Source organism: Desulfosarcina sp. (assembly GCF_055467485.1).
The window spans coordinates 20119-41914 of the sequence record NZ_JBUOIV010000007.1 but is presented as its reverse complement, the minus strand read 5'-3'; the positions used below and the strand labels follow the sequence as shown (position 1 = coordinate 41914).

20 protein-coding genes are annotated in these 21796 nt (G+C 55.8%); 13 read left to right on the top strand and 7 right to left on the bottom strand.

Annotated features, from left to right (window positions below; genetic code table 11):
* Positions 1–5: 5 nt before the first annotated feature.
* The 12 genes from cydB to ACZCED_RS05300 all read left to right on the top strand — a co-directional run bounded on the left by cydB (position 6) and on the right by ACZCED_RS05300 (position 11841).
* Positions 6–1034: a cytochrome d ubiquinol oxidase subunit II gene (cydB, locus tag ACZCED_RS05355; protein ID WP_464860376.1), complete on the top strand. Its 1029-nt coding sequence runs from the start codon at positions 6–8 to the stop codon at positions 1032–1034.
* A 105-nt stretch (positions 1035–1139) separates the two neighbouring features.
* Positions 1140–1487, top strand: a complete 348-nt coding sequence (locus ACZCED_RS05350) for a cytochrome c3 family protein (protein ID WP_462969531.1) — start codon at positions 1140–1142, stop codon at positions 1485–1487.
* A gap of 9 nt (positions 1488–1496) precedes the next feature.
* The gene (locus ACZCED_RS05345; RefSeq protein ID WP_464860375.1) at positions 1497–2471 is read left to right on the top strand and encodes an NAD(P)H-dependent oxidoreductase; all 975 of its coding nucleotides are present in this window, start codon (positions 1497–1499) and stop codon (positions 2469–2471) included.
* A 27-nt stretch (positions 2472–2498) separates the two neighbouring features.
* Complete coding sequence (locus ACZCED_RS05340) at positions 2499–2678, top strand: rubredoxin (RefSeq protein WP_462969529.1); 180 nt, start codon at positions 2499–2501, stop codon at positions 2676–2678.
* Between the two features lie 128 nt (positions 2679–2806).
* A complete protein-coding gene (rd, locus tag ACZCED_RS05335) occupies positions 2807–2968 on the top strand; it encodes a rubredoxin (RefSeq protein ID WP_462969528.1) in 162 nt (53 codons plus the stop codon).
* Between the two features lie 195 nt (positions 2969–3163).
* On the top strand, positions 3164–4351 hold the full coding sequence (locus ACZCED_RS05330) for an FprA family A-type flavoprotein (RefSeq protein WP_462969527.1): 1188 nt from the start codon (positions 3164–3166) through the stop codon (positions 4349–4351).
* Positions 4352–4355: 4 nt separating this feature from the next.
* On the top strand, positions 4356–4547 hold the full coding sequence (locus ACZCED_RS05325; RefSeq protein WP_462969526.1) for a ferredoxin: 192 nt from the start codon (positions 4356–4358) through the stop codon (positions 4545–4547).
* Between the two features lie 10 nt (positions 4548–4557).
* Positions 4558–4905 carry a cytoplasmic protein gene (locus tag ACZCED_RS05320; protein ID WP_462969525.1) on the top strand — a complete coding sequence of 116 codons (348 nt, stop codon included), beginning with the start codon at positions 4558–4560 and terminating at the stop codon, positions 4903–4905.
* Between the two features lie 10 nt (positions 4906–4915).
* Complete coding sequence (locus tag ACZCED_RS05315; RefSeq protein WP_462969524.1) at positions 4916–5599, top strand: DVU0298 family protein; 684 nt, start codon at positions 4916–4918, stop codon at positions 5597–5599.
* A 405-nt stretch (positions 5600–6004) separates the two neighbouring features.
* Complete coding sequence (locus ACZCED_RS05310) at positions 6005–7471, top strand: TolC family protein (RefSeq protein WP_464860374.1); 1467 nt, start codon at positions 6005–6007, stop codon at positions 7469–7471.
* A gap of 4 nt (positions 7472–7475) precedes the next feature.
* On the top strand, positions 7476–8618 hold the full coding sequence (locus ACZCED_RS05305; RefSeq protein WP_464860373.1) for an efflux RND transporter periplasmic adaptor subunit: 1143 nt from the start codon (positions 7476–7478) through the stop codon (positions 8616–8618).
* Complete coding sequence (locus tag ACZCED_RS05300) at positions 8611–11841, top strand: efflux RND transporter permease subunit (protein ID WP_464860372.1); 3231 nt, start codon at positions 8611–8613, stop codon at positions 11839–11841. The genes ACZCED_RS05305 and ACZCED_RS05300 overlap by 8 nt, the downstream gene beginning before the upstream one ends.
* Before the next feature lie 274 nt (positions 11842–12115).
* Here ACZCED_RS05300 and ACZCED_RS05295 read toward each other — a convergent pair whose 3' ends face one another.
* The 7 genes from ACZCED_RS05295 to ACZCED_RS05265 all read right to left on the bottom strand — a co-directional run bounded on the left by ACZCED_RS05295 (position 12116) and on the right by ACZCED_RS05265 (position 20217).
* Positions 12116–12514: a universal stress protein gene (locus ACZCED_RS05295; RefSeq protein ID WP_462969520.1), complete on the bottom strand. Its 399-nt coding sequence runs from the start codon at positions 12512–12514 to the stop codon at positions 12116–12118.
* Positions 12515–12595: 81 nt separating this feature from the next.
* On the bottom strand, positions 12596–14053 hold the full coding sequence (locus ACZCED_RS05290; RefSeq protein ID WP_464860371.1) for an OmpA family protein: 1458 nt from the start codon (positions 14051–14053) through the stop codon (positions 12596–12598).
* Positions 14054–14803: 750 nt separating this feature from the next.
* Positions 14804–16327, bottom strand: coding sequence for a phospholipase D-like domain-containing protein (locus tag ACZCED_RS05285; RefSeq protein ID WP_464860370.1), 1524 nt, complete (start codon positions 16325–16327; stop codon positions 14804–14806).
* A 519-nt stretch (positions 16328–16846) separates the two neighbouring features.
* Positions 16847–17848 (bottom strand): TAXI family TRAP transporter solute-binding subunit, encoded by a 1002-nt coding sequence (locus tag ACZCED_RS05280; RefSeq protein WP_462969534.1) that lies wholly within the window; start codon positions 17846–17848, stop codon positions 16847–16849.
* Positions 17849–17935: 87 nt separating this feature from the next.
* Positions 17936–19219, bottom strand: coding sequence for an LssY C-terminal domain-containing protein (locus tag ACZCED_RS05275; RefSeq protein WP_462969517.1), 1284 nt, complete (start codon positions 19217–19219; stop codon positions 17936–17938).
* A gap of 231 nt (positions 19220–19450) precedes the next feature.
* Positions 19451–19924: a sll1863 family stress response protein gene (locus tag ACZCED_RS05270; RefSeq protein ID WP_464860369.1), complete on the bottom strand. Its 474-nt coding sequence runs from the start codon at positions 19922–19924 to the stop codon at positions 19451–19453.
* Between the two features lie 134 nt (positions 19925–20058).
* Positions 20059–20217 carry a hypothetical protein gene (locus ACZCED_RS05265; RefSeq protein ID WP_464860368.1) on the bottom strand — a complete coding sequence of 53 codons (159 nt, stop codon included), beginning with the start codon at positions 20215–20217 and terminating at the stop codon, positions 20059–20061.
* 436 nt (positions 20218–20653) lie between these two features.
* Between ACZCED_RS05265 and ACZCED_RS05260 the strand changes: the two genes are divergently transcribed.
* Positions 20654–21367 (top strand): SH3 domain-containing protein, encoded by a 714-nt coding sequence (locus tag ACZCED_RS05260; protein WP_464860367.1) that lies wholly within the window; start codon positions 20654–20656, stop codon positions 21365–21367.
* Positions 21368–21796: the final 429 nt, after the last annotated feature.

Below are 21796 nucleotides of genomic sequence, written 5' to 3'. Positions count from 1 at the left end.
TATAAATGGAATTACAAACCGTATGGTTTTTTATCTGGGGCCTGCTCTGGGCGGTCTTTTTCATGACGGATGGTTTCGACCTGGGGATCGGCACGCTGTATCCCTTCCTGGGCAAGTCGGAGCGCGACAAGCACATGATGATCCACGCCATGGGTCCGTTGTGGGACGGCAACGAGGTGTGGCTGCTCACCGCCGGCGGTGTCACCTTCGCCGCCTTTCCGCTGGTTTACGCGGTGATGTTCTCATCCCTGTACTCGGCGCTGATGCTGATTCTCTTCGCCCTGATCCTGCGCGGCGTATCCTTTGAGTTCCGCAACAAAGTGGACAGTCCGGCATGGAAAAAAGTGTGGGACACCTGCATATTCGTCGGCAGCTTTCTGCCGGCACTGCTGTTCGGTGTGGCCTTTGGCAACATCTTCAAAGGCATACCCATCGACCAGGACGGCATCTACCTGGGCAACCTGCTGACCCTGCTCAATCCCTACGGCCTGCTGGGTGGCGTGCTGTTTGTGTGTCTCTTTCTGGTCCACGGCGCCCTGTGGCTCACCGTGCGCGCCGACGGCAACCTGGCCCAACGGTCCGAGAGCCTGGCCGGCAAGCTGTGGCCGGTGCTCACCGGCGTAGCGGTCGTCTTCCTGGCAGCCAGCTACATCTTCACGCCGCTGTATGACAATTACCTGGCCTACCCGGTCCTCTTCCTGGTGCCGGCCATATCCGTTGCCGCCATCGTGGGGATCAAGTACTTTCTGATGCAAAAGGCCTTTTTCAAGGCATGGCTGGCTTCGGCGGCCACCATCGTGTCCTGCACCTTCTTCGGCGTGATCGGGCTGTTTCCCAACCTGTTTCCCTCCAGCATCGATGCCGCGTACAGCCTGTCGGCCTATAACGCCTCGTCAAGCCCCCTGACCTTGAGAATCATGCTCATCGTGGTGCTGCTGTTCGTGCCCGTGGTGCTGGCTTACCAGATCTATGCCTACAAACTGTTCAGCGTCAAGGTGACCGATGACGACCTGGCCCATGAAGAGATGTATTGATCGATCAGACGGTAGCCAGCGTCACTGCCCGGCCGCTTCCCGGCCGGTTGTGACGCAAGGCTGACAACCCGTGCACCGTCGAACACACAACCGAACGGAGTGTTAATGAGCCACCATATTATCTCAATCACCCTTTTCACCGCCCTGATCGTCAGCCTATCCATGGCCGCCACCCATGCCGCCAACCGGGGGCCGGACCGGATCGACATCTACGGTGGTCAATCGGGCAACGTGCCCTTTCCCCATGCCCAGCACCAGGATCGAATCAAAGACTGCAACGTTTGCCACAGCGTGTTTCCCCAGGAGACCGAGGCCATCAGGAAGATGAAGGAGAAGGGAACGCTGAAGCCGAAGAAAGTGATGAACCTCCAGTGCATCAAGTGCCACAAGGAGGAGAAAAAAACGGGCAGGCCCCATGGCCCGGTTACCTGTACTACCTGCCATGTCAAATAACATCCAACCATGCTGATCTTAGGACTTCAGGGCAGCCCCCGCAAGGGCGGCAACACCGACACCCTGCTGGCGGCCTTCCTGGAAAAGGCCGGCCAGGCGGGCGCCGCCGTTAAAACCATCCAGGTGGCCCGGGCCGGCATCGTGCCGTGCAAGGGTTGCGGGTACTGCGAAACGCATGGTACCTGCGTGATCGCCGACGACCCCATGTCGATGGAGCTATTCGGCCTGCTTCGACAGGCTGACCTGGTGGTGGCCGCGACACCGGTCTATTTTTACGGCATTTCCGCCCAACTCAAAGTGCTCATCGACCGATGCCAGACCCTGTGGTCGCGAAAATACATCTATAAATTGAAGGATCCGCTGGCGGCCACCCGCAAGGGCGTCCTGTTCAGCGTCGCGGCATCCGAGGGCCGCCAGTTGTTCGACGGCATCCACCTGACGGCCAAGTATTTTTTCGATGCCATCGACGCCCAGTTCAGCCATGCCCTGACATACCGGGGCGTTGAATCCAAGGGCGCCATCCGCCGGCAGGAAAGCCTGGCCGCGGACATTGACGGAACCATCCAAAAAACCGTCCTGCCCCTGCTCAGGCGCAAAACCGTGCTATTCATCTCACCGACAGGCGCCTGTCGGGCACCCATGGCGGCGGCCGTGGCCCAGGGGCGGTTCGGCGACCGTATCCGCACCGGATACGCCGCCCTGCGACCGGCGTCCGAATTGTCCGCAGCGATGATCCGGTCCATGCAGCAGGCCGGTGTGGACATGGGCTACCGCACACCGCAGGCCATTGAACAGGCCCTGAAGGGCAGTACGCCCGACCTGACGGTCGCCATCGGAAACGGTATTGACAACCTGCCGCTTCCAGGTAAACAAACGGTGAAGTGGCCCCTTCCCGAGCTGCTGTCACCGGATGAAGCAGCCATTGACGGGTTGCGACTGGCGATCGAGACGCAGCTCGACGCGCTGATGGAAACGTTTGAATGAACAAAACGCATAGAAAAGGAGCTTTTCATGGCCGAACCCCACGAAATGTACCAGTGCCAGACCGCTACCTGCGGGTATATCTACAACCCTGACAAGGGAGACCGCAAAGGCAAGATACCCAAGGGAACATCGTTTGACGATCTTCCCGACGACTGGAAATGCCCCATCTGCGGCGCCGGGAAAAAGATGTTCAAACCGTTGGGATAATCTCCGCAAATTTCGATTAGACACCACGAGATCCTTCATGTTAAGGAAAGAGACACCTGTTTTTACATGAACGCATCATCATTAGATGGCATGGTTAACACTTAACGCCTAACTTTACGGAGGTAAAAATGGACAGGTATGTTTGCACACTCTGCGGCTATGTTTACGATCCCGAAGCCGGTGACCCTGACAATGGCGTGGCTCCCGGCACCAAGTGGGAAGATGTGCCCGGGGACTGGGAATGTCCGGTCTGCGGTGCGGGCAAAGACGATTTCGAAAAAGAAGAATAGTTTACGCCGCCCCCGCGAAGCGTTCCTTTTTTACAGCTGGCTCGAGATGCCCTTTTTCTGCTCGCGGGAAAAGGGCATCTCGATTATTGTTCAACCCACACCAGATGAGAACACGCCGGTCGACCAGGCACGCCTGGCGATATCGACCGGCGTTGTCCACACTGCCGCATGGAAAACGGCAACAGGAATCCGCATATGCAACCGACTAAAATTGCAGACGGCATCTATGATGTCGGCGTTATCGACTGGAACATCAGAGATTTTCACGGCTACTCCACCGACCGGGGGACCAGCTACAACGCCTATCTGGTGGTCGATGAGAAGGTGGCCCTCATCGACACGGTGAAGGCACCATTTGCCGACCAGCTGATCGGCAACATCTCCCGGATCATCGATCCCAAAAAGATCGACGTGGTGGTCAGCAACCACACCGAAATGGACCACTCGGGTGCGCTGCCGCGAATCATGCACCGGGTGGGAGAAGACAAGCCGCTGTATTGTTCCAAGATGGGCGCCAAGAACCTGGCCAGCCATTTCCCCAACAGCTGGAACTATCACCCGGTCGAAGAGGGTGAAGAACTGAGCCTGGGCAAACGGACCCTCACGTTCATGGAAACACGCATGATCCACTGGCCGGACAGCATGTTTACCTACCTGAAAGAAGATCGCATTCTCTTTTCCAGCGACGGGTTCGGCCAGCACTACGCGGGGTTCGACAAGTTCGACGACCAGGCCGGCTCGGACCTCATGGAGCAGGCTAAAAAATATTATGCCAACATTCTTTTGCTCTATGCGCCGCGCATTCTGAAACTGATCGAAAAGGTGGTGGCGTCGGGAATCCGGATCGACATGATCTGCCCGGACCACGGCGTAATCTGGCGCAAAAATCCCGGCCGGATCATTGACGCCTACCTGAGATGGAGCCGCCAGGAGCAGGAGAAGAAGGCGGTGGTCGTCTATGACACCATGTGGAAAAGCACCGAAGCCATGGCCAACGCCATCGCCGAGGGCATCTCGCACACCGGCGTCAAAGTCAAGCCCATCCATATTCGCAGTTCCCACCGCAGCGACATCATGACCGATGTGCTGGATGCGGCCGCCGTGGTGGTGGGTTCGCCCACCCTGAACAACCAGATGTTTCCCACGGTGGCAGACGTACTGGTCTACATGAAAGGGCTCAAGCCGGTCAACAGGATCGGCGGCGCCTTCGGCTCCTATGGCTGGAGCGGCGAGGCCGTGAAGCTGGTGGCGGCGGAACTGGCGTCCATGAAATTTAAAATGATAGAACCGGGGCCCCGGCTTCAATACGTACCCGATGGCACCGGTATCGAGGCCTGCATCGAATATGGCAGAAAAATCGGCGCGGCCGTGAACGCCGGATAAACCCATGAGAATACCCGTCGTCGATATCGGCACCTGCACCCTGTGCATGGGCTGCGTGGCCGTTTGCCCGGAAGTGTTTCGTGAAAACGATGCCGGGTACATTGAAGTCATCGATTCGGATGCGTATCCCAAAGACTGCGTGAACGAAGCCATCAAATACTGCCCCGAAGACTGTATCAGTTGGGAGGAGCAGTAACGAGGAAAGCATGAGAAAAGTCGCCCTTTTCGTTTTCAACGGAGACCCGGTCTGTTTCATCCATGTCCTGCTCAACGGGCTGGACATGAGAGCCAAGGGCATGGACGGACGGATCATCGTGGAGGGGTCGGCCACCGGCCTTCTGCCCGAACTGGCCAAACCGGAAAATCCCCTTCACAAGCTGTGGGGGCAAGCCCAGTCACAAGGTATCGTGGAAGGCGTATGCAAGGGGTGCGCCCACAAGATGGGTACCGTGGAAGAGGCGGTCAATCAGGGCCTGGCCCTGCTGGACGACATGTCCGGCCACCCCTCCATGTCCCGCTATATCGAAGCAGGATTCGAGGTCATCTCCTTTTAGGGATGAAATCATGGGCAACCGTGAACTCAAAGCCCGTATCGGCAAACTGCTTGGCCGGGACGATTTCGAAAACGCCCTGGAAACCATCCGGCGGATACCCGGTCGCCAGGCAGTCAATCCCCTCTTCTCTTTTCTATATTCAGGAGAAGAGAAAATCCGCTGGCGGGCCGTCTCGGCCATGGGTGCGGTGGTTGGCCACCTGGCCGACACCGCCATGGAATCGGCGCGGGTGGTGATGCGCCGATTCATGTGGAACCTCAACGACGAGTCCGGCGGTATCGGCTGGGGTTCACCCGAAGCCATGGGTGAAATCACCGCCGGCCACGCCGGTCTGGCGGATGAGTTCGCCTGCATCCTGATTTCCTATATCGACCCGCATGGCAATTTTCTCGAACACGAATTGCTCCAGCGGGGCTCCCTGTGGGGCGTGGGTCGGCTGGCCCACGCCCGGCCGCTGCTGGCCAAACCGGCGGCCCCTTTTCTGACTGCTTTTTTCGCTTCCCCCGACCCCTTCCTGCGCGGCACGGCAATTTGGGCAGCCGGCCCCATCAGCGACGCGGACATGCGCCCGCTGTTAGAAGCCAGGCTCTCCGATGCGGCCCCCCTCCGGCTCTACCGGCAACGGCAGATAACCCTGACAACGGTCGCCGAACTGGCCAAGGCCGCCCTGGCCGGCACGCTGGCTGACGCCTGAGCGTCGATGGCACTAGCAAATCAGGGTTGCATCCATACCGCGTCAGGGTTACCATGGATCTTGTGGGGTAGTGCCAGGCAGCGCGGCGAGGACATGGCAAGGCCATTCGTGGTCGCTTCTCTCCGTGTGGAGCCCATCGTTTTTCAATCTTGGGTTTACATCCGACAAACAATCAGTAAATCGATAACCGCCGCACCGCGAAAAATGGCCGAAATGGCTGGCCGTTGCGATGTATCTGCCGGTTCTCGACGACCACGCGGGTCGAATCTGTAACCCGCCGGCGGCATGGGTCTCTATCAGGTTGTTGAAAAACGTTGTGCGCGCAACCCGGCAGATTCAATTTGCTGCAATTTTTAATGGACGACCAATCTCAGAATATCCGACTATCCAGAATGAGGAGGGGGAATGTCAAGGACTGCGGTGTTACTGATGCTGGCCTGCGCCCTGCCCTGGGCCGCAACGCTTGGCGGGTGTGCGTCGAAAGATACCTATCGCTACGAAACGATCAAGACCCAGTATGCCGACATGGCCTGCAATCTGGGCCGATCCCGGGCGGCCGACACGCCCCCTGCCACCTGTGCCGTCAACAGCAGCCTGACATTGCAGGATGTGCTCGACATTGCCCGGGACAACAACCCGGATCTGCTCATGGCCGTGGCCCGCATCGAACGGGCCCGGGCGATGCTGGAAAAATCGGCCGCCCCCTTCTACCCCCAGGTGAACGTCTACACCGAATACCTCCAGGGTGACGCCCCGTCGGCCTATCTGTTCAAATCCATCGACCAGCGCCAATTGCCCGCGGGGACCGACTTCAACGACCCGGGATGGTTCGAGAATTATGAAAGCGGGATCAGTGCCGGCATCAACCTGTTCAATGGCGGCAGGGACGGTCTCAACCGCGAGATGGCCAAAACCGGCCTGACCATTTCTCAACTGGACCGGGACGGCATCGAGAACCAGGTCATGGCCACCGCCATCGGTGCCTACTACGATATCCTGGCCGCCGCCAACTTCACCTCCGTGGCCGAAGAATCCGTGGAGACCACCCGTTCCCAACTGCGCATCATGGATGTGCGCTTCAAAGCGGGCGGCGCTTTGAAGACCGATCTGCTTTCCCTGCAGGTGCGCATGGCGGAAACCGAAGAGATGCTCGTCCAGAGCCGCAACCGGCAGCGCCTGGCCAAGGCCGCCCTGGCGGAAATCCTGGGTGTTGAACCCGATGTGCCTTTCGGTGTCGTCGATGCGCAAGCCCATGCCGTCGACGTCCCCGACGACCCTTTTTCAGCCCTGGACTACGCCCTGATTCATCGACCCGAACTGGCCAGCATCCGCGAGCAGCTGCGCCGGTCAAAAATGGCCGTGGACGCCTCCCGGGCCGGCTACCTGCCCCAGGTGGACTTCATGACCCGCTACTATGCCGACGACCCCGACATGAAATACAGCTCGAACCGCGAGAACTGGACCGCCGGCCTCTACCTGAACTGGAAGATCTTCGATGGATTTGCCACAACAAGCGATCGGGCCGAAGCGCTGTCCCAGTTACAGGAAACCATGGCCGCGGACCGCAAGACCCTGCTGGCCGTCAAGTTCGACGTGAAAAGGGCCTACCTCAACCTCAATGAAGCCCAGGAACGGCTGAAAGTGACGACGTCCAACGTACGCACGGCCAAGGAGACATTTGAACTGGTCAAGCGCCAGTACGAAGGCGGATCGGCGGACATCACGCGCTACCTGGAAGCCGAACTGGCCTACAACCGTTCCCGGATGAGCGAAACCGCCGCTTATTTCGACCGCGAAAAAGCACGCGCCCAGATCGCCCGGGCCATCGGCCACTGGACCGGCAGCCGTGAAACTGGCACCACGGAGAGATAGTCCGATGAAACGAGAACACCGATCCTTGGGTCTGCGAATCGGCCTGTGCGTCGCTGCTGCTTGGGTACTGAGCGGATGCGACAAGATTGAACCCGGCGCATTTACCGCCGTGGAAAAAGCACCCTTTACCCCCACGCAAACGGCGATGGCAACAGTAGCGGAAGCCGACCAGTGGTACGAAGCCGTCGGCACGGTCAGACCCAAAACCGAAACCCGCATCGAGGCCCGGGTGACCGGCCAGGTGCTGGATGTGCATGTCAGCCCCGGGGACCAGGTACCCAAAGGCACACTGCTGGTCTCTTTAGACAGCCGCCAGATGACGTCGCGCATGGAACAGGCCAAACAGGCATTGAAGACCGCCGAAGCGGGCCGTGAGCAGGCCAGGCATACCCTGGAGGCCGCCCGTGCCGGTTTTAAAGAGGCCCAGGCCAATTTCAACCGGGTGAAGTCCTATTTCCAATCCCAAGCGGCCACGGCCCAGGACCTGGAGCAGGCGGAATCCATTTTCCGACAGGCCGAAGCGGGGGTCAATCGGGCCGAGGAGGGGCTGGCCGCCGCTTCGGCCGGCATCCTGCAGGCCCGAGCGGTGGTCAACGAGAGCGCCATTCTAATCGAGTATGCGCGCATCCTGGCCCCCGAGGATGGCGTCGTGCTCAAACGCTTTGTGGAACCCGGGGACCTGGCCCTTCCCGGCAAACCGCTGGTGGCCTTGCGTACCTCCGGCGCCCTGAGGCTGGAGGCCTATGTCCGCGAGGGGTTGATCACCCGCGTGATGCCGGGCACCTCCCTTGAAGTGGATATCGACACTTTGGATCTGCAGGTGGCTGCATCGGTTGAGGAAATTGTCCCCTATGCGGACCCCAATTCACGAACCTTTCTGGTCAAGGCAGCCATGCCGCCGGTCGAGGGCCTCTACCCGGGCATGTTCGGCAAACTTCGCATTCCCGTGGGTCGGCAACGCATCGTCACCGTGCCGGAATCAGCCGTAAGGCGCGTGGGACAGCTGGAACTGGTCCAGGTGAAAGTCGGTGACGGCTGGCAGACCCGCCATGTGAAAACCGGTGCGCGCATCGGCGACGCGGTGGAGATCCTTTCCGGATTGGACGGTACGGAAACCATCGGCTGGGAGGTGGCGGACAATGGTTGATCAACCGTCGGCACCCACGGGCCTGATTGCCGCGGTGGTCCACCGTTTTTTGACGTCGCAGCTTTCCATCATTCTGATTATCCTTTCCCTGTGCCTGGGGCTGGCTGCCATCCTGGTCACCCCCAGGGAAGAGGACCCCCAGATCGTGGTGCCCTTGGCCGACATCTTCGTCAGTGCACCGGGAGCCAGTGCCGAAGAGGTCGAAAAGTTGGTCGCCACGCCGTTGGAGCGCCTGCTCTGGCAAATCGACGGTGTGGAATACGTCTACTCCATGTCCAGTCAGGACATGGCTGTCGTGACCGTGCGGTTTTATGTGGGCCAGGAGCGTGAAAACTCCATTTTGAAAGTTCACAACCGCATCGCCATGTATCAGGATGCGGCACCGCCCATCGTGCGTGGCTGGGTGATCAAGCCCGTCGAAATCGACGATGTACCCATCGTCAACCTGACCCTCTTCTCGGACCGTTATGACGACCATGAACTGCGCCGAATGGGAGAAGAGATACTGGCCCGCCTCTCAGCCATAAAAGATATCTCACGGACACAGATCGTCGGCGGCAGACACCGGGAAGTCCGCGTGGAATTGCTTCCCGAACGGATGGCAGGCCTGGGCATCTCCCTACCCGAGGTTCGCCAGGCGCTGGTGGGCGCCGATGCATCCGTGACCGCCGGCACCTTCTCGCGGGCCAATCAGAGCATTACCGTCACCGCAAACGCATTTCTCACCTCAGCCGATGAAGTCGGCAGCCTGGTAGTGGGTGTCCACGACGGGCGGCCCGTCTATCTGAGAGATATTGCCACGGTCATCGACGGGCCCGCAGAGGCCGACACCTATTCACGCATCGGCTATTCGCACTATTTCAGAAACGCCAACCAATTGATCGGAACGCCACTGGTCTACCCAGCGGTGACCCTGGCCCTGGCCAAGAAAAAAGGGACGAATGCGGTTCGCGTGGCTGCGAATATCCTCGGTGAACTTGAGACGTTGAAACGCGAGGTCATCCCGGATGGCGTGCGGGTCGAAATCACCCGCAACACCGGGCAGACGGCTCAGCAAAAGGTCAACGAACTGCTCACCTCGTTAGCCTTTGCCATCGTTACGGTGGTTATCCTGCTGGCCTTTTCGCTGGGCTGGCGCGAAGCCTTGGTGGTGGCCCTGGCCGTACCGATCAGCTTCTCTCTGGCCTTGTTCGTTAATTTTCTCTTCGGCTATACCATCAACCGGGTCACTCTTTTTGCCCTGATCCTATCCCTGGGATTGGTGGTGGACGATCCTATCACCAACGTGGACAATATCCAGCGCCACATGTTCACCGGCAAACGCGGTCCCATCGACAGCGTCCTGTTTGCCGTCAAAGAGGTGCTGCCGCCGGTGATCATGTCCACCATCGCCATCATCATCTCCTTTACGCCGCTTTTTTTTATTACCGGCATGATGGGCCCCTACATGGGTCCAATGGCATCCAACGTACCCATGACGGTCATCTTCTCAACCCTGTGCGCACTGACCATCGTCCCCTGGATGACCTACCTGCTGTTGAAAAATCATCCCGGGGCGGCGCAGGGTGGCAGCGACGATCAGCCGGCGACCACCGACACCCTCACTCATCGCGTCTATCGGCGCCTGGTGGCCCCCTTTTTGGTATCCCGAGCCCGACGCTTCGGACTGCTGGTGGTTATCGTCATTCTATTGATCATCCCTATCGGTCTGGTCGTGTTTCGCCTGGTCCCACTCAAAATGCTGCCCTTTGACAACAAAAACGAATTTCAGATCGTGGTAGATATGCCCGAGGGAACCACCCTGGAAGCCACGGATGCAGTGGTTCGACAATTCGAGAATTACCTGCGCCGCGTACCGGAGGTGACTCATTTCGTCTCTTATGTCGGTAATTCCTCACCCATCGACTTTAATGGATTGGTGCGCCACTACTATCTGAGAAGAGGGGCCCACCTGGCCGACATCCGGGTCAACCTGGTTGACAAAGGCCGGCGGGCGCAGCAGAGTCACGCCATCGTGTTGCGCCTGCGCAAGGATCTAGAGCAAATCGCCGCTGCCAGCCAGGCCGACATCAAGCTGGTAGAGACGCCACCCGGACCACCGGTGCTATCCACCTTGGTGGCAGAGATCTATGGCAACAAGGATGTCTCCTATGGGCAATTGATTGCCGGTGCCGCCCACGTCAAAACCATCATGACCAATGAACCCTTTGTCACGGACATCGACGACTCCACGGAGGCGGTCAGAGACCGGATCGATTATGTGGTCGACAAGGAAAAAGCCGGCCTGCACGGGGTCTCCACCCGGCAGATCATCCAGTCTCTGCACATCGCCCTTTCCGGCGATACCCCGGCCACGGTACACCTGCCCGTGGAGCGCCAACCGCTGATGATCAATACCATTTTGCCCCGCCACAAGCGTTCCGGCGAGGTGCGCTTGAGCCAGATCCCCGTAAAAAGCGTCAATGGGGCCGTGATCCCGTTGGCCGAACTGGTCAAACCGCTTCGCACCGCCCAGCAGCAGCCCATCTATCACAAGAACCTGGAGCGGGTGGTCTTCGTCACCGGTGAAATGGCCGGGCGGGCCCCCGGCGAAGCCGTGCTGGACTTGATGGGACAGCTCGAATCCGACCCCATGCCGCCTGGCACCTGGGCTGAGTGGGCCGGCGAAGGCGAGTGGAAAATCACCCTGCGGGTATTTCGCGACATGGGCATCGCCTTTGCCGCAGCGCTTACCGGCATCTACATCCTGCTAATCGTGCAGACCGGCTCTTTTTTTATGCCGCTGTTGATCATGATGGCCATCCCCTTGACGCTCATCGGCGCCATGCCCGGCTTTTGGCTGTTGAACCTGATCACCGGTAAAACCGTGGGCGGCTTCGCCGACCCGGTTTTCTTCACGGCCACCGGAATGATCGGCATGATCGCTTTGGGCGGGATCGTCATCCGCAACGCCATCGTGCTGATTGAGTTTATCCAGGATGCCCTCAAGCAGGGCTTGCCATTTGACGAGGCGATCCTGCAAAGCGGCGCCATCCGCATGCGGCCGATTCTGCTCACCGCCGCCACAACGGCCCTGGGGGCCTGGCCCATCACCCTGGACCCCATCTTCTCAGGACTGGCATGGACCCTGATTTTCGGCCTGCTTGCCTCAACCGTGTTCACCCTGCTGGTCATACCGGTAACTTACTATGCCTTGTACCGGGGTAAACAAGGTCACACGTGAAAGTAGCGGTTTTCCCCTTGCGCACGTGTATCCACCACGAATGCTGGTACTTTTTTCATTTTTTTTAAACGGTTTGGCCCGTATCGACCCAATGAAGAAGCGCATGCCTTTAAAGGCGGGTGCGGCTGCCGGCGACATCACTAACTGATGTGAAAACCAGGAGTTTGGTGATCATTTGTGCGTGAGCGTTTATCTCGCTATACGAACAACTCATCGGTTTCAAATCTCAATTCAACCAACCGGATCAATTTCATCATGGTGCACAAGCTTGTGCTTAGCCATTCGGGGGCGTTCGCTTGGCAGCGGGCACCCATTTGGGAATCAAGAGAACCGGGATGTCGGTTCTCTCCATGGCCTTGGCATTCATCCATTCGGCAACGATCTCACCCTGGCTGACCCCCAGGATGATCAGATCCGCAGGTATTTCCACGGCCACCTCGATAATCGAGGAGGCGATTTCCCCTCGCCGCACAATCGTCTTTACCGGCACGTTCTCTCTGTATCCAATTTCGACAAACTGCTCCAGCCTGTTTTTTCCCACCGACTCTGTCTCGTTGTCGGCAAGGACACGTAAAACGATCAACTGAGCTCCGAGTCTTTTGGCGATATTGACAATATAGCCGGTAGTCCTCTGGTCGGTCACCGGTCCGGCGGAGGGCACCATCATTTTCATGCTCGCCTCCTTTTTTAACCTGCGTGGGACGATGGTTGGGAAAGCGCCTCAAGCGGCGAGGAATGCGATAGCTATCGCGGTTCAACCAAAACGCCGTTGGCAGACGTCACAACGGTAATGGCTTATGGCCCTGTTTTCGGCTGTTGTGTTGGGCGCAAGGGGCCGGTTGGGCCCATGGCCGGTTGCCTGAATGTGGCTCTCCGGAAGCGTCTTGTTGGCCACCAGGTAAGTCTTCACCACCTCGGCCCGTTTCCGGGAAAGCTCCTGGTTGGTTTGGGCCGAGCCGGAACCTTCGGTGGTATCGGTGTGACCCTCGATGGTGACGGTCGGCTGCCCAAATGTCTGGATGGCCTGCTGCACCTTGCTGAGCAGGACATAGTTTTCCGGGCTCAGGGTGGCCTGCCCCGACGGAAACCGGATGCTGCGCATCCGGATGACCAGTTGGCTGCCCTGTTTGTAGACATCTGCTTCGTCAGGCCTGAAATAGCGCTGGACTTTGTTGAACTGCTCATTGAATTCGCGTTCGGCGGCGAGTTTCTGTTTGGCTGTTTCCTGCGCGACCGAATACCCTTTCAAACCGCTGACCTGCTCCTCAAGGGTCGCCGCCCGGGCCCGGTAATTCTGGTTGTCCATTTCAAGGGACTGGGTTTGTCGTTCCATCGATTCGAAGGCACCGGTCAATTGACCGAGCTGGTCCTCGACGCCCTTGTCCCGCAGATCGCCGGCGTTCAAGGGTTCTCCCAGACGCGCGAACAGACTCTCCAGGTAGAGGGCGGACGCTTCCGGCGTCATCGCCTTGAATCGCTGGCTGTTCTCGCCGATCGTCATCATCCGCCGGGCCATGAACTCCGCATGGGCGGCCTTCTCGATGATCGTTTCCGATGCATAGGGGTTCTTGTCGATATAGTCATCGGCGTCCCTCAAGGCCTGAAGGGCATCGTTGTAAGCCGTTGGGGCAATTTTCTGGACCCTGGCATTGTCGGCGTCGGCCATCATCCGGCGTGCATTGCCGATGTAGCTGTCCTTGATGGCCATGATTTCCAGATCCCGGAAGTCTGCCTGCACCTGGTCCGCCTTCTCCTGCGCATAGCTCAGATTGTCCCTCTCGATGGCCGTCGTGAGCTTCAGGTATTCGTTTTCCACCTTATCGAAGGGGCCACCGAGTTTGTCGGCCCCCACCTTGAGGGCCTTGTCCCTGGCTTTGTTCGTTTCGGCGAGCACGGTCCGCGACACCTGGGCGATCTCTTCGGCCTTCTTCAAACTGGCCTTCCCCTCGGCGACATAGGCGCTGATGGCCGACAGCTTGGCCCCTTTCTCCAGACTTTGTTTGGCCTTGATGAATGCGGATTGGGCGTCTCTGAAAAGGCCCGGTGAAAGCACATCCACCTGGTTGGATCGTGCCGTGGCCAGATCGGCCTCCAATTGGCTGACCAGTTGTGTAGGGTTCGCGGATGAAGCCGCCGGTGCCTGCATTGCGGAACAGACGACGATAGAGACCAAAACCAACCCCAATAACAGAAACCGGAATCGCTTTTTCATTACATCCTCCCTTATTGTACCCCAATTGATGGTTTCTCCTCTTGATTTGCCCAATGGCTTAACGGCAGGTGAAGGGTGCATCGGGTGATACTAACGGCATTCCCGGTATAGATGGTGCTGGTGCAACGCTGCCGCGTGGCCTGTTTCGAGACAAAAAATAGAGTACCCGTTACAATAATCACGAGGGATTAGCTGGCAAGCGCTCAAGCCCCCGATTGACATCTCTCATCCCAAAAACAGCGTGCATTTCGAACAACACCCTCCCGAAGCGGTGTTACAATACCACAATAACCTGCCCCCCATCAGTCACCCGACCTTTCAATGCCATGCCACGCTCTGGGATGGATCACCCGTCAAAAGTCGTTGAACAAGCAACCTCAGGTGCAATACGGTTGTTTACAATCATCTCAGGAATAGTGAAAAAGGAAAGGTGGCATGCAGATATGCCGTTGTTAATGAATAGAATGGATGGGTGCGGCGGTCAAGCACCAATAAAAGGGGATTTAGCGTCTATCGGAGTGTTGAAAAACGGCATGCGCCTTGGAAAGGATGCGATTCGGAAACTCATCTCGATGTATCCCCACTCACCTTAAATTCTGATTTATCCAAAGCTTACCAAATGTAGTCGTACCTTGATCGGTCTGTTCATGGTGCCGGTCAGAAAAAGTCCAGCCGGTAGCATGGCAGAAACTTGCGCAGCATGTATTTACCTTTCATTTCATACCCTGAAAAGAAAAACGCCAACCGCTGTTACATTTCATCATCGATGGGAAGATGCATGAAAAACCAGTCCTCTATCCGCTGCATAAATGAATCGGCTGGCTGCGATGTCAGCACAACATTTCCGGATACCCAGATGATATTGCCGTCTGTATCGAACTGTAAATGCCAGGCATTTTCCTGCGAAAAATCGCGTTCAACCATTGAGCGGACCTCGGCGTTAAGCGCCTCGCTGTAAACCAGAAGCCCCATTTCGGTATTGAGTCTCAGGGAACGCGGGTCCAGGTTCGCGCTGCCGATGAATACCTTGTCCCGGTCGATAACCAATGCCTTGGCGTGCAAAGCGAGGGATTTCTTGTTCGCCGGCGGAAACATGTATAAATGCCGGTCGCGTGCATCGACTCTAACCTCGTGAAGGTTGGCCCCGTCTGTCAACAGTTCATTGATATGTTTTCGGTATGCACTGTGGGCGGCAAGGTGGTTGTTCGAACGAATCGAGTTGGTCAGGATACGCACGTCTACCCCACGCTTGACAGCGCGCTCGATCGCCCCCTCGAGATCAATTGACGGAATCAGGTATGCGGAAATAATTAAAACTTGCTTTTCTGCCTCGTCAAGCAGCTCAATCATCTGCATGGCAAGCTGCACCGGTGCACTCGAATCGGCGGCAGGGTTTTCGATCGGTGGCTTATCCACAAATAGAGATGCCTCGCCTCCAAAAGCCTTACGCACAGCATCCACCCAAAGCAATCGTCTATCCTCTGGCGACACTTCTTCGTATTCGTAAACCGCTGGATCCCTCGCGTGACCAACCGAATCAAGATCGACGAAGTTTGGTTGGATATGCGTCACCATATCGATGGGCAATGACCAGTCGTCGTTAAAGTAGTTGTCAAAAGAAGCGCTGATCTCTCTGACAATTGGTCCACCGGCAAGAAGCTCAAGGTCGCGAAAATTCGCCTCGCTATGTAGACCGAAATATTCGTCGGCAAGATTTCTGCCGCCGACGATTGCTATCCGATTGTCAACGATCATCGCCTTGTTGTGCATCCGATGGTCGAGCCGTTGGAACTCGGTGAGGTTGAGTATCTCCCTGGAAACAAATCCACTGGCCCGGTGCTTGAACGGATTGAACACGCGGTATTCAATTTTCGGATGGTCCGCCAGACCCACCAGGATCTGGTCTTCAGAAATGAGAAACGTGTCATCGATTAAAATCCTGACCATCACACCGCGGTCCGCAGCAGACACGAGCCGATCGAGAACCAGTGAGCCGGCGGAATCAAAATCCCAAAGAAAAGTTTGCAGACCGATACTTTCGACAGCACTGTCAATCGCCGTGAGTCGCCAATCGAGAGCAGTCTTACCGTCATTCAGCAGCACAAACCAGTTGCCGGGCCGAATCGCTGCCAGCGATTGCCAAAGCGGTGCATCACTCGGCGGCAGCGTATATTCATCGGGCAACTGAGCTGGCTTTAAGGTTGAGCATCCACTGATGAAAAGTGTTAGTACGGTTAGGACTGCAAAAAGCCTCATTTTGATCGAAAGGGCCACGCTTACCTCATTGATATTAGATTTCGAAATTGAAGCCCCCCGTGGCAAGCTGCGGGGAGGCTTCACCGTAAGGATAAAAAGTCGATTTTCGGTTCGCTCGCTTACCCCGCCGCAAGCGACGGGGTAAGCGCTAGCTATCGCGGTTCAATCCAAACAGGCGAACTTATGTATCTGCTTGGGACAGGAATAATGCTTGACCATTATACATCTTGTGGTTTGCCACTGGCCTCAATGGTTAAGTCAAAACAGCATGTTTGTTCGGTATAGAACAGGTCCGATGAAAATTTGGCCGGTCACTCGATCCACCTGCTTTACGATCATCTATCCAACTATCGACGGTCCAAATCCTCCTCGATAAACCGGACGAGGGCCTCCACCAGCACTTCTCGGGAAAAAACGTTTTTGTCGACGAAATGAGAGCTGATGAAAGGGCGTGTCCCGTTGATCGGCACAGCCATCCCACGGCGAAAACAATTCATCCGATTGTGAACGCCTAGTTGTTCAGCTGCAGTAATCAGGCTACTTCACCCACCCGGCTTCCCTATAGTATGTCAAGGCACCGGGATGAAGGGGTGCGGAAAGGCCTTGGAGCATGCCTTCCTTAGTCAGATCGCCAAATGCCGGATGCTGTCGCTTGAAATAGTCGAAATTGTCAAACACTTCCTTGGTGACCACGTAGACAACATGATCCGGCACGACGGCAGAGGTACATAAGGTGGCAATAACGCCAACGGTTTCCACGTCCGCTGCCTCTTTCGCGTCCCGGTAGAATCGTTCCACCGGCAAGCGGGTTGTCGTATAATAGGTTGTGCTGGCCACCAGTTCATCTATGCCGGAGCCGGTTATCGGAATGAACCGGACCTTGCGCATGCCGGAAACGGCCTCTGTGAGTATTTCACTCGGATGGCCGGCCGTTAAAAAAAAAGCATCGATGCGGTTGTCCTGGAGAAGGCGTGGCGCCTCGGCTGCTTTTGCTTTTTCCGGCAAAATATCCCGGTTCGGATTGAGACCTGCGGATTTAAGGGCATCGACGGCATTCTGATACTGGCCGGCGCGCGGGTGTCCCAGATTGACCCGCTTGCCTTTGAGGTCGGAAAGGGTCTCAATGCCGGCATCGACGGCAGCCACCAGGCTTACCGATTCATGATGGATGCTGAAAAGAGCACGCAGCCCGGACTGGGGGCCTTTTTTAGTCCACTCTGCCCGTCCCGTTACCGCCTGAAATTGCTTGTCGGATTGGACCAAACCGAATTCCAGATAGCCCGCCGTTATGGCATTTACATTAAATACCGAACCGGGGGTCGATTCCACGGTCATCCGGACCCCGTATGCCTGGCGCTTGTCATTGATCATCCTAGCGATAATCAACCCGGTTGGATAGTATATTCCGGAGACGTCACCGGAACCGATTGTCGCGAATTGTGGTTCGGCTTGAAGCAACGCAGGCATGGCGCCAAGCAGAATGTTCATCGACAGCACTGCTAAAATCAACGTGGTCTTAATTTTCACCAGTCCATGCATCAGATGGTCCATATTCGTCCGTTCTTTTTTCAAAATCGTCCGGCGCGTCAGGCATATGAAAGAATCCCTACTGGACGATCATCCGTATCAATCGTTTTTCCAATTGTATCCGACGTCAAACATATCGAAACGAAATTCACTCGGGGTTTCCCATCCAAGATTTTTTATCTGTTTCAGTGACGTGGGGCCGGTTTCAATAATGAGAACGGCACGAAGTCCATCCGTAAAATAAGGGTCGCCGGTAAGGTTGAATTTGGGTTTGGAAGGCGTCACGCGATCCATCCCTTTTACGAAACCGAATCCAACGATGGTATAGGAAAAAAGCAGATCCTCGATAACGGATTGACGCGCTTCGTCGACATCAGGATCTATTTTGTGGGTGACAGGCGGCCAGGTTCGCGTGGTAAAGCGGACGCCGATGTCACGGCTGACTTGCCCGACAAAGACGGGTTTGCCCTCAAACCGCATCGCCGTAAACCACAATCGCAGGTGGTTTCGTTCGTGAATATCGTGGCGCGGTTTCTGGCGGGCGAAATCCTGGTGGCGCCCGTAGAAGTATAGTGAACTGACAGGGGAATATCGATAGCGTGAACCGAATAGATACGACTTTATCGTTTTCCATGCTGCTGATGCGTATGTCTCTTCCGCAGGAACCCAGCCCCGGCGTACAAAGGCCGCCGCTATGTCGTCAAAATCGCCGATGACCACGAGATTGATCGGATCTCCCGATTCCGTTCCATCCTTGTTCGTCGTGCAGCAAGGCAGTTCCTCTAGTTCTGCCCGCAATGCATCCTCGTCCAGGTTCTCGATTTCAGCGACTTCATAAAGACTTTCGAAATCCACCATTCGATAGTCGACCCGCATGCCGGGAACCTGAACGAAGAAGGTAAAATACTTAACCTCCTTGTGCCCGATGAGATCAAGTTGAACGACTTTCTCACCTTCATCCAGATTGGTAAAAATAAAACCCGAAACGGCCGTGTTGGGCTGGATTGGATTTCTGAATGCCATCGACCTGAAATAGTATTCCATCTCTTTTCGGCCGGCATTACTGAGTCCGCCTTGTACGGCAGTGGAAGCTTCGTTTGGTGAAAAATAATTTGGATCGACCGCAGCCGAAACGAGATAGTAAGCCTTATCGCTGTAATTTTCTATTTTTACCCATATTGGCTGGATCTCCATTCTGGCCAGATTGGCACCGAAGATGGCTTCAGTTTCATCTGCGCTGGGTACGGCTGCCGATACTCGGACGTCCTCGTCGTATTCTGATAGCGCGCGATCCCGGAATCTGACCTCGTTAATCGACTTTGGCTCGAAAGGTGATTTAGTCCGGGTGGTCGCGCAGCCAACCACGGTCAACACGAGCAGCATGGTAATCGTTGTCCTGAACATCGTTATCATACCTATAGGTTTACCATCGGCATAAGGCGCGTGAACGGAAACGGCACATCAGCAACTCCAATGTGTAGGATATGGGACAACGAATCCTGAAATTCTCGCGAAAAACGGCTCTGCCGACCCCCAAAGACCCGAAGGAGTATTATGCTTGGGCATTATCGCACCGGTCGCGAGCCAACGCTTCAAATCTGGCGCAGGAACGGTTCACTGGAATTTACCGACAGCCTCATTGTATGCACCATGCAGGTCTTTATAGGCGTCAGCGAACCCGTCCTTCGTGGAATCCCATGCATCCGCGGATGAGTTTTGAAGTTGGTCGAGTTTTACTGCTGCCTCAGCACGCTTCTTCTTAAGGTTTTTTATCTCTTTGTCGTACTGAACCTTTGCATCACCGGAAGCTTTCGAAGCCTTGCCCGCCAACACCTCGATTTCGGCATCGGCCTTCTTGAGCATTTCTTTGGCATGTTTTATGGCATCATTCTTCTGGTCGATGACATAAGACTTAAACGTTTCCCACGCTTCACCCATCTCTTTAGAAACATCCGATGACGATGTCTTGCCGAAAACGGCCATCGGTTGTGAAACCATAAAAAACACTGCACCGATAACGACCATTAACGTCGTTGATCTTACCATGAAATCCGCCCCCATTTTTGATGGTTTAATCAATGCTGACATTGAAACTAGGTAAAAACAGGAATCTGAACATGCTTGCGACAGAACCATCACCACACAGTTGGATGTCAATTTGGGAATGTTGAAGGCAGCTGACTGAGCCACGAATTTAAAATGGCCCTCAATGACGTATCCAACTAATCTGTTTTCTCTTTGATCGCCTCTTCTGTCTTTTCAATCGCCTTGTCAACCGATTTTCCCGCTTTCTCCATGGGGCCTTCTTTCTCACAAGCCACCAGCCCAAAAATGAAACCTGCCGCAATGATAGATACGACGCTGCCTTTGATTAGCGACATGTCTAATCCTCCATTTGAATGATAGTTAAAGTAATCAGCAAGGTACAATTGCTAAGATAGTAAGCAAATTCTGTTATTTTTCAACTTTGATGCATAACAGGAAATTCAGTGCTCATTGGTAGGTAGATGATAGGTTCCAATGAATCAATCGTTTTCGGACCACCATTTCGTGCTGCCTCGATTAAAGACAGTACCAAATTTTTCGGCACGCAAACCATTGTTTCGCAACCATCGGACCTTCAAGTCACCGAGCCTATGGCAATACTATCTTAATAATTTCCAAATTGTTACCGTTGAATTTTACTTGGGCATGAAGAGATGAAATCCGGTATATATAAAAAGAAAATGGTTTGAAGATCTCTAAATGGGATATGTCAGCAAACCACATAAATAAGAGGAACAAACCAAACTCATTATTTTTCAAACTGGAGGACCTATGATTATTCTAAATCAAATCGGCTTCGTTTTCATTGGCCTGATCATCGCTGTTACTGCATTTGTTCAGGAGATCCACGGCGAAGACGTATCGTTCCAGTCGAGCACAAGCCGTGTTGAAGAATTACTTGCCGCCCCCGAAGATGGCGGTCCGCGCAACTGGCAGGTCACCGGGGTTTCACGCACATTGAATTTACGGGAGCAGCCGTCCACCAAAGCGAAGATTATCTCTGGCTATCTGCCCGGCACGATCCTCGACAACCTGGGCTGCCAGCGCGCCGAGGGACGGGTGTGGTGTGATGTCCAGCAGCTGGGTGGAGGCCCGCGCGGCTATGTCGCTGCAGAGTTTCTAACACCAGCGGTTTCGCCCGACGGGAGCGTCGCAACAGGCCCTGATGATTCGGCGCTGCGCGCAGGCCAGGGCCAGTTCGATGCAACCGGGAATATCCCCTGTGCACAGTCCGTCGGCCAGCCGATGATGCAATGCCCATTTGGCGTCGCCCGCGCCGGTGGCGGCTACGCCACGGTCGTGATCCAGAAGCCCGATGGACGCACCCGCGCGATCTTCTTTCGCATGGGTAAGCCTATCGGCGCCGACACCAGCCAGGCGGACGGCTACCCTGAATTCGGCACAACCAAGGAAAACGATCTGAACCTGATCCGCATCGGCAGCGAACGCTACGAGATTCCGGACGCAGTCGTCTTCGGCGGCTGACACCTCATTCTCCAAGGACCTGCTATGGAATTCCTCGCGTCGCTGTTCGTCGCGCCCACCGATTGGGGACTTTATGCGGCATAGGGGGGCTGGTTCAGATCAAGACTCCGGAAACAAACATCCGGGTCGACGTTCTCGTGACTTTTCCGGTGCTGGCAATTCTCTCGGGGTGGGCGCTGTATCGTTTATTTCGATAGACACGCTTTATCGTTCGTCACACAGATCGCTCCGCCCTGATAAACATTGAAGCGCACGCTGCGAACCTGTTGCCGCTGAACCGATTGGTTACATTTGGTACACTCTTAATAGATACTTCCAGAGTTTTGATATTTGTAATTTAATCGAACTGGTCGTTATCTCGAGTCACACGAATGAGCGCTCAACTATGTTCATTGACGGTCATGTAATCACCACCTATGCGAAATTTCG

Bases quoted from the DNA above. Each gene is read 5' to 3' on its own strand.
- cydB (WP_464860376.1), top strand. From the start codon at position 6: ATGGAATTACAAACCGTATGGTTTTTTATCTGGGGCCTGCTCTGGGCG.
- ACZCED_RS05350 (WP_462969531.1), top strand. From the start codon at position 1,140: ATGAGCCACCATATTATCTCAATCACCCTTTTCACCGCCCTGATCGTC.
- ACZCED_RS05345 (WP_464860375.1), top strand. From the start codon at position 1,497: ATGCTGATCTTAGGACTTCAGGGCAGCCCCCGCAAGGGCGGCAACACC.
- ACZCED_RS05340 (WP_462969529.1), top strand. From the start codon at position 2,499: ATGGCCGAACCCCACGAAATGTACCAGTGCCAGACCGCTACCTGCGGG.
- rd (WP_462969528.1), top strand. From the start codon at position 2,807: ATGGACAGGTATGTTTGCACACTCTGCGGCTATGTTTACGATCCCGAA.
- ACZCED_RS05330 (WP_462969527.1), top strand. From the start codon at position 3,164: ATGCAACCGACTAAAATTGCAGACGGCATCTATGATGTCGGCGTTATC.
- ACZCED_RS05325 (WP_462969526.1), top strand. From the start codon at position 4,356: ATGAGAATACCCGTCGTCGATATCGGCACCTGCACCCTGTGCATGGGC.
- ACZCED_RS05320 (WP_462969525.1), top strand. From the start codon at position 4,558: ATGAGAAAAGTCGCCCTTTTCGTTTTCAACGGAGACCCGGTCTGTTTC.
- ACZCED_RS05315 (WP_462969524.1), top strand. From the start codon at position 4,916: ATGGGCAACCGTGAACTCAAAGCCCGTATCGGCAAACTGCTTGGCCGG.
- ACZCED_RS05310 (WP_464860374.1), top strand. From the start codon at position 6,005: ATGTCAAGGACTGCGGTGTTACTGATGCTGGCCTGCGCCCTGCCCTGG.
- ACZCED_RS05305 (WP_464860373.1), top strand. From the start codon at position 7,476: ATGAAACGAGAACACCGATCCTTGGGTCTGCGAATCGGCCTGTGCGTC.
- ACZCED_RS05300 (WP_464860372.1), top strand. From the start codon at position 8,611: ATGGTTGATCAACCGTCGGCACCCACGGGCCTGATTGCCGCGGTGGTC.
- ACZCED_RS05295 (WP_462969520.1), bottom strand. From the start codon at position 12,514: ATGAAAATGATGGTGCCCTCCGCCGGACCGGTGACCGACCAGAGGACT.
- ACZCED_RS05290 (WP_464860371.1), bottom strand. From the start codon at position 14,053: ATGAAAAAGCGATTCCGGTTTCTGTTATTGGGGTTGGTTTTGGTCTCT.
- ACZCED_RS05280 (WP_462969534.1), bottom strand. From the start codon at position 17,848: ATGCATGGACTGGTGAAAATTAAGACCACGTTGATTTTAGCAGTGCTG.
- ACZCED_RS05275 (WP_462969517.1), bottom strand. From the start codon at position 19,219: ATGCTGCTCGTGTTGACCGTGGTTGGCTGCGCGACCACCCGGACTAAA.
- ACZCED_RS05270 (WP_464860369.1), bottom strand. From the start codon at position 19,924: ATGTCAGCATTGATTAAACCATCAAAAATGGGGGCGGATTTCATGGTA.
- ACZCED_RS05265 (WP_464860368.1), bottom strand. From the start codon at position 20,217: ATGTCGCTAATCAAAGGCAGCGTCGTATCTATCATTGCGGCAGGTTTC.
- ACZCED_RS05260 (WP_464860367.1), top strand. From the start codon at position 20,654: ATGATTATTCTAAATCAAATCGGCTTCGTTTTCATTGGCCTGATCATC.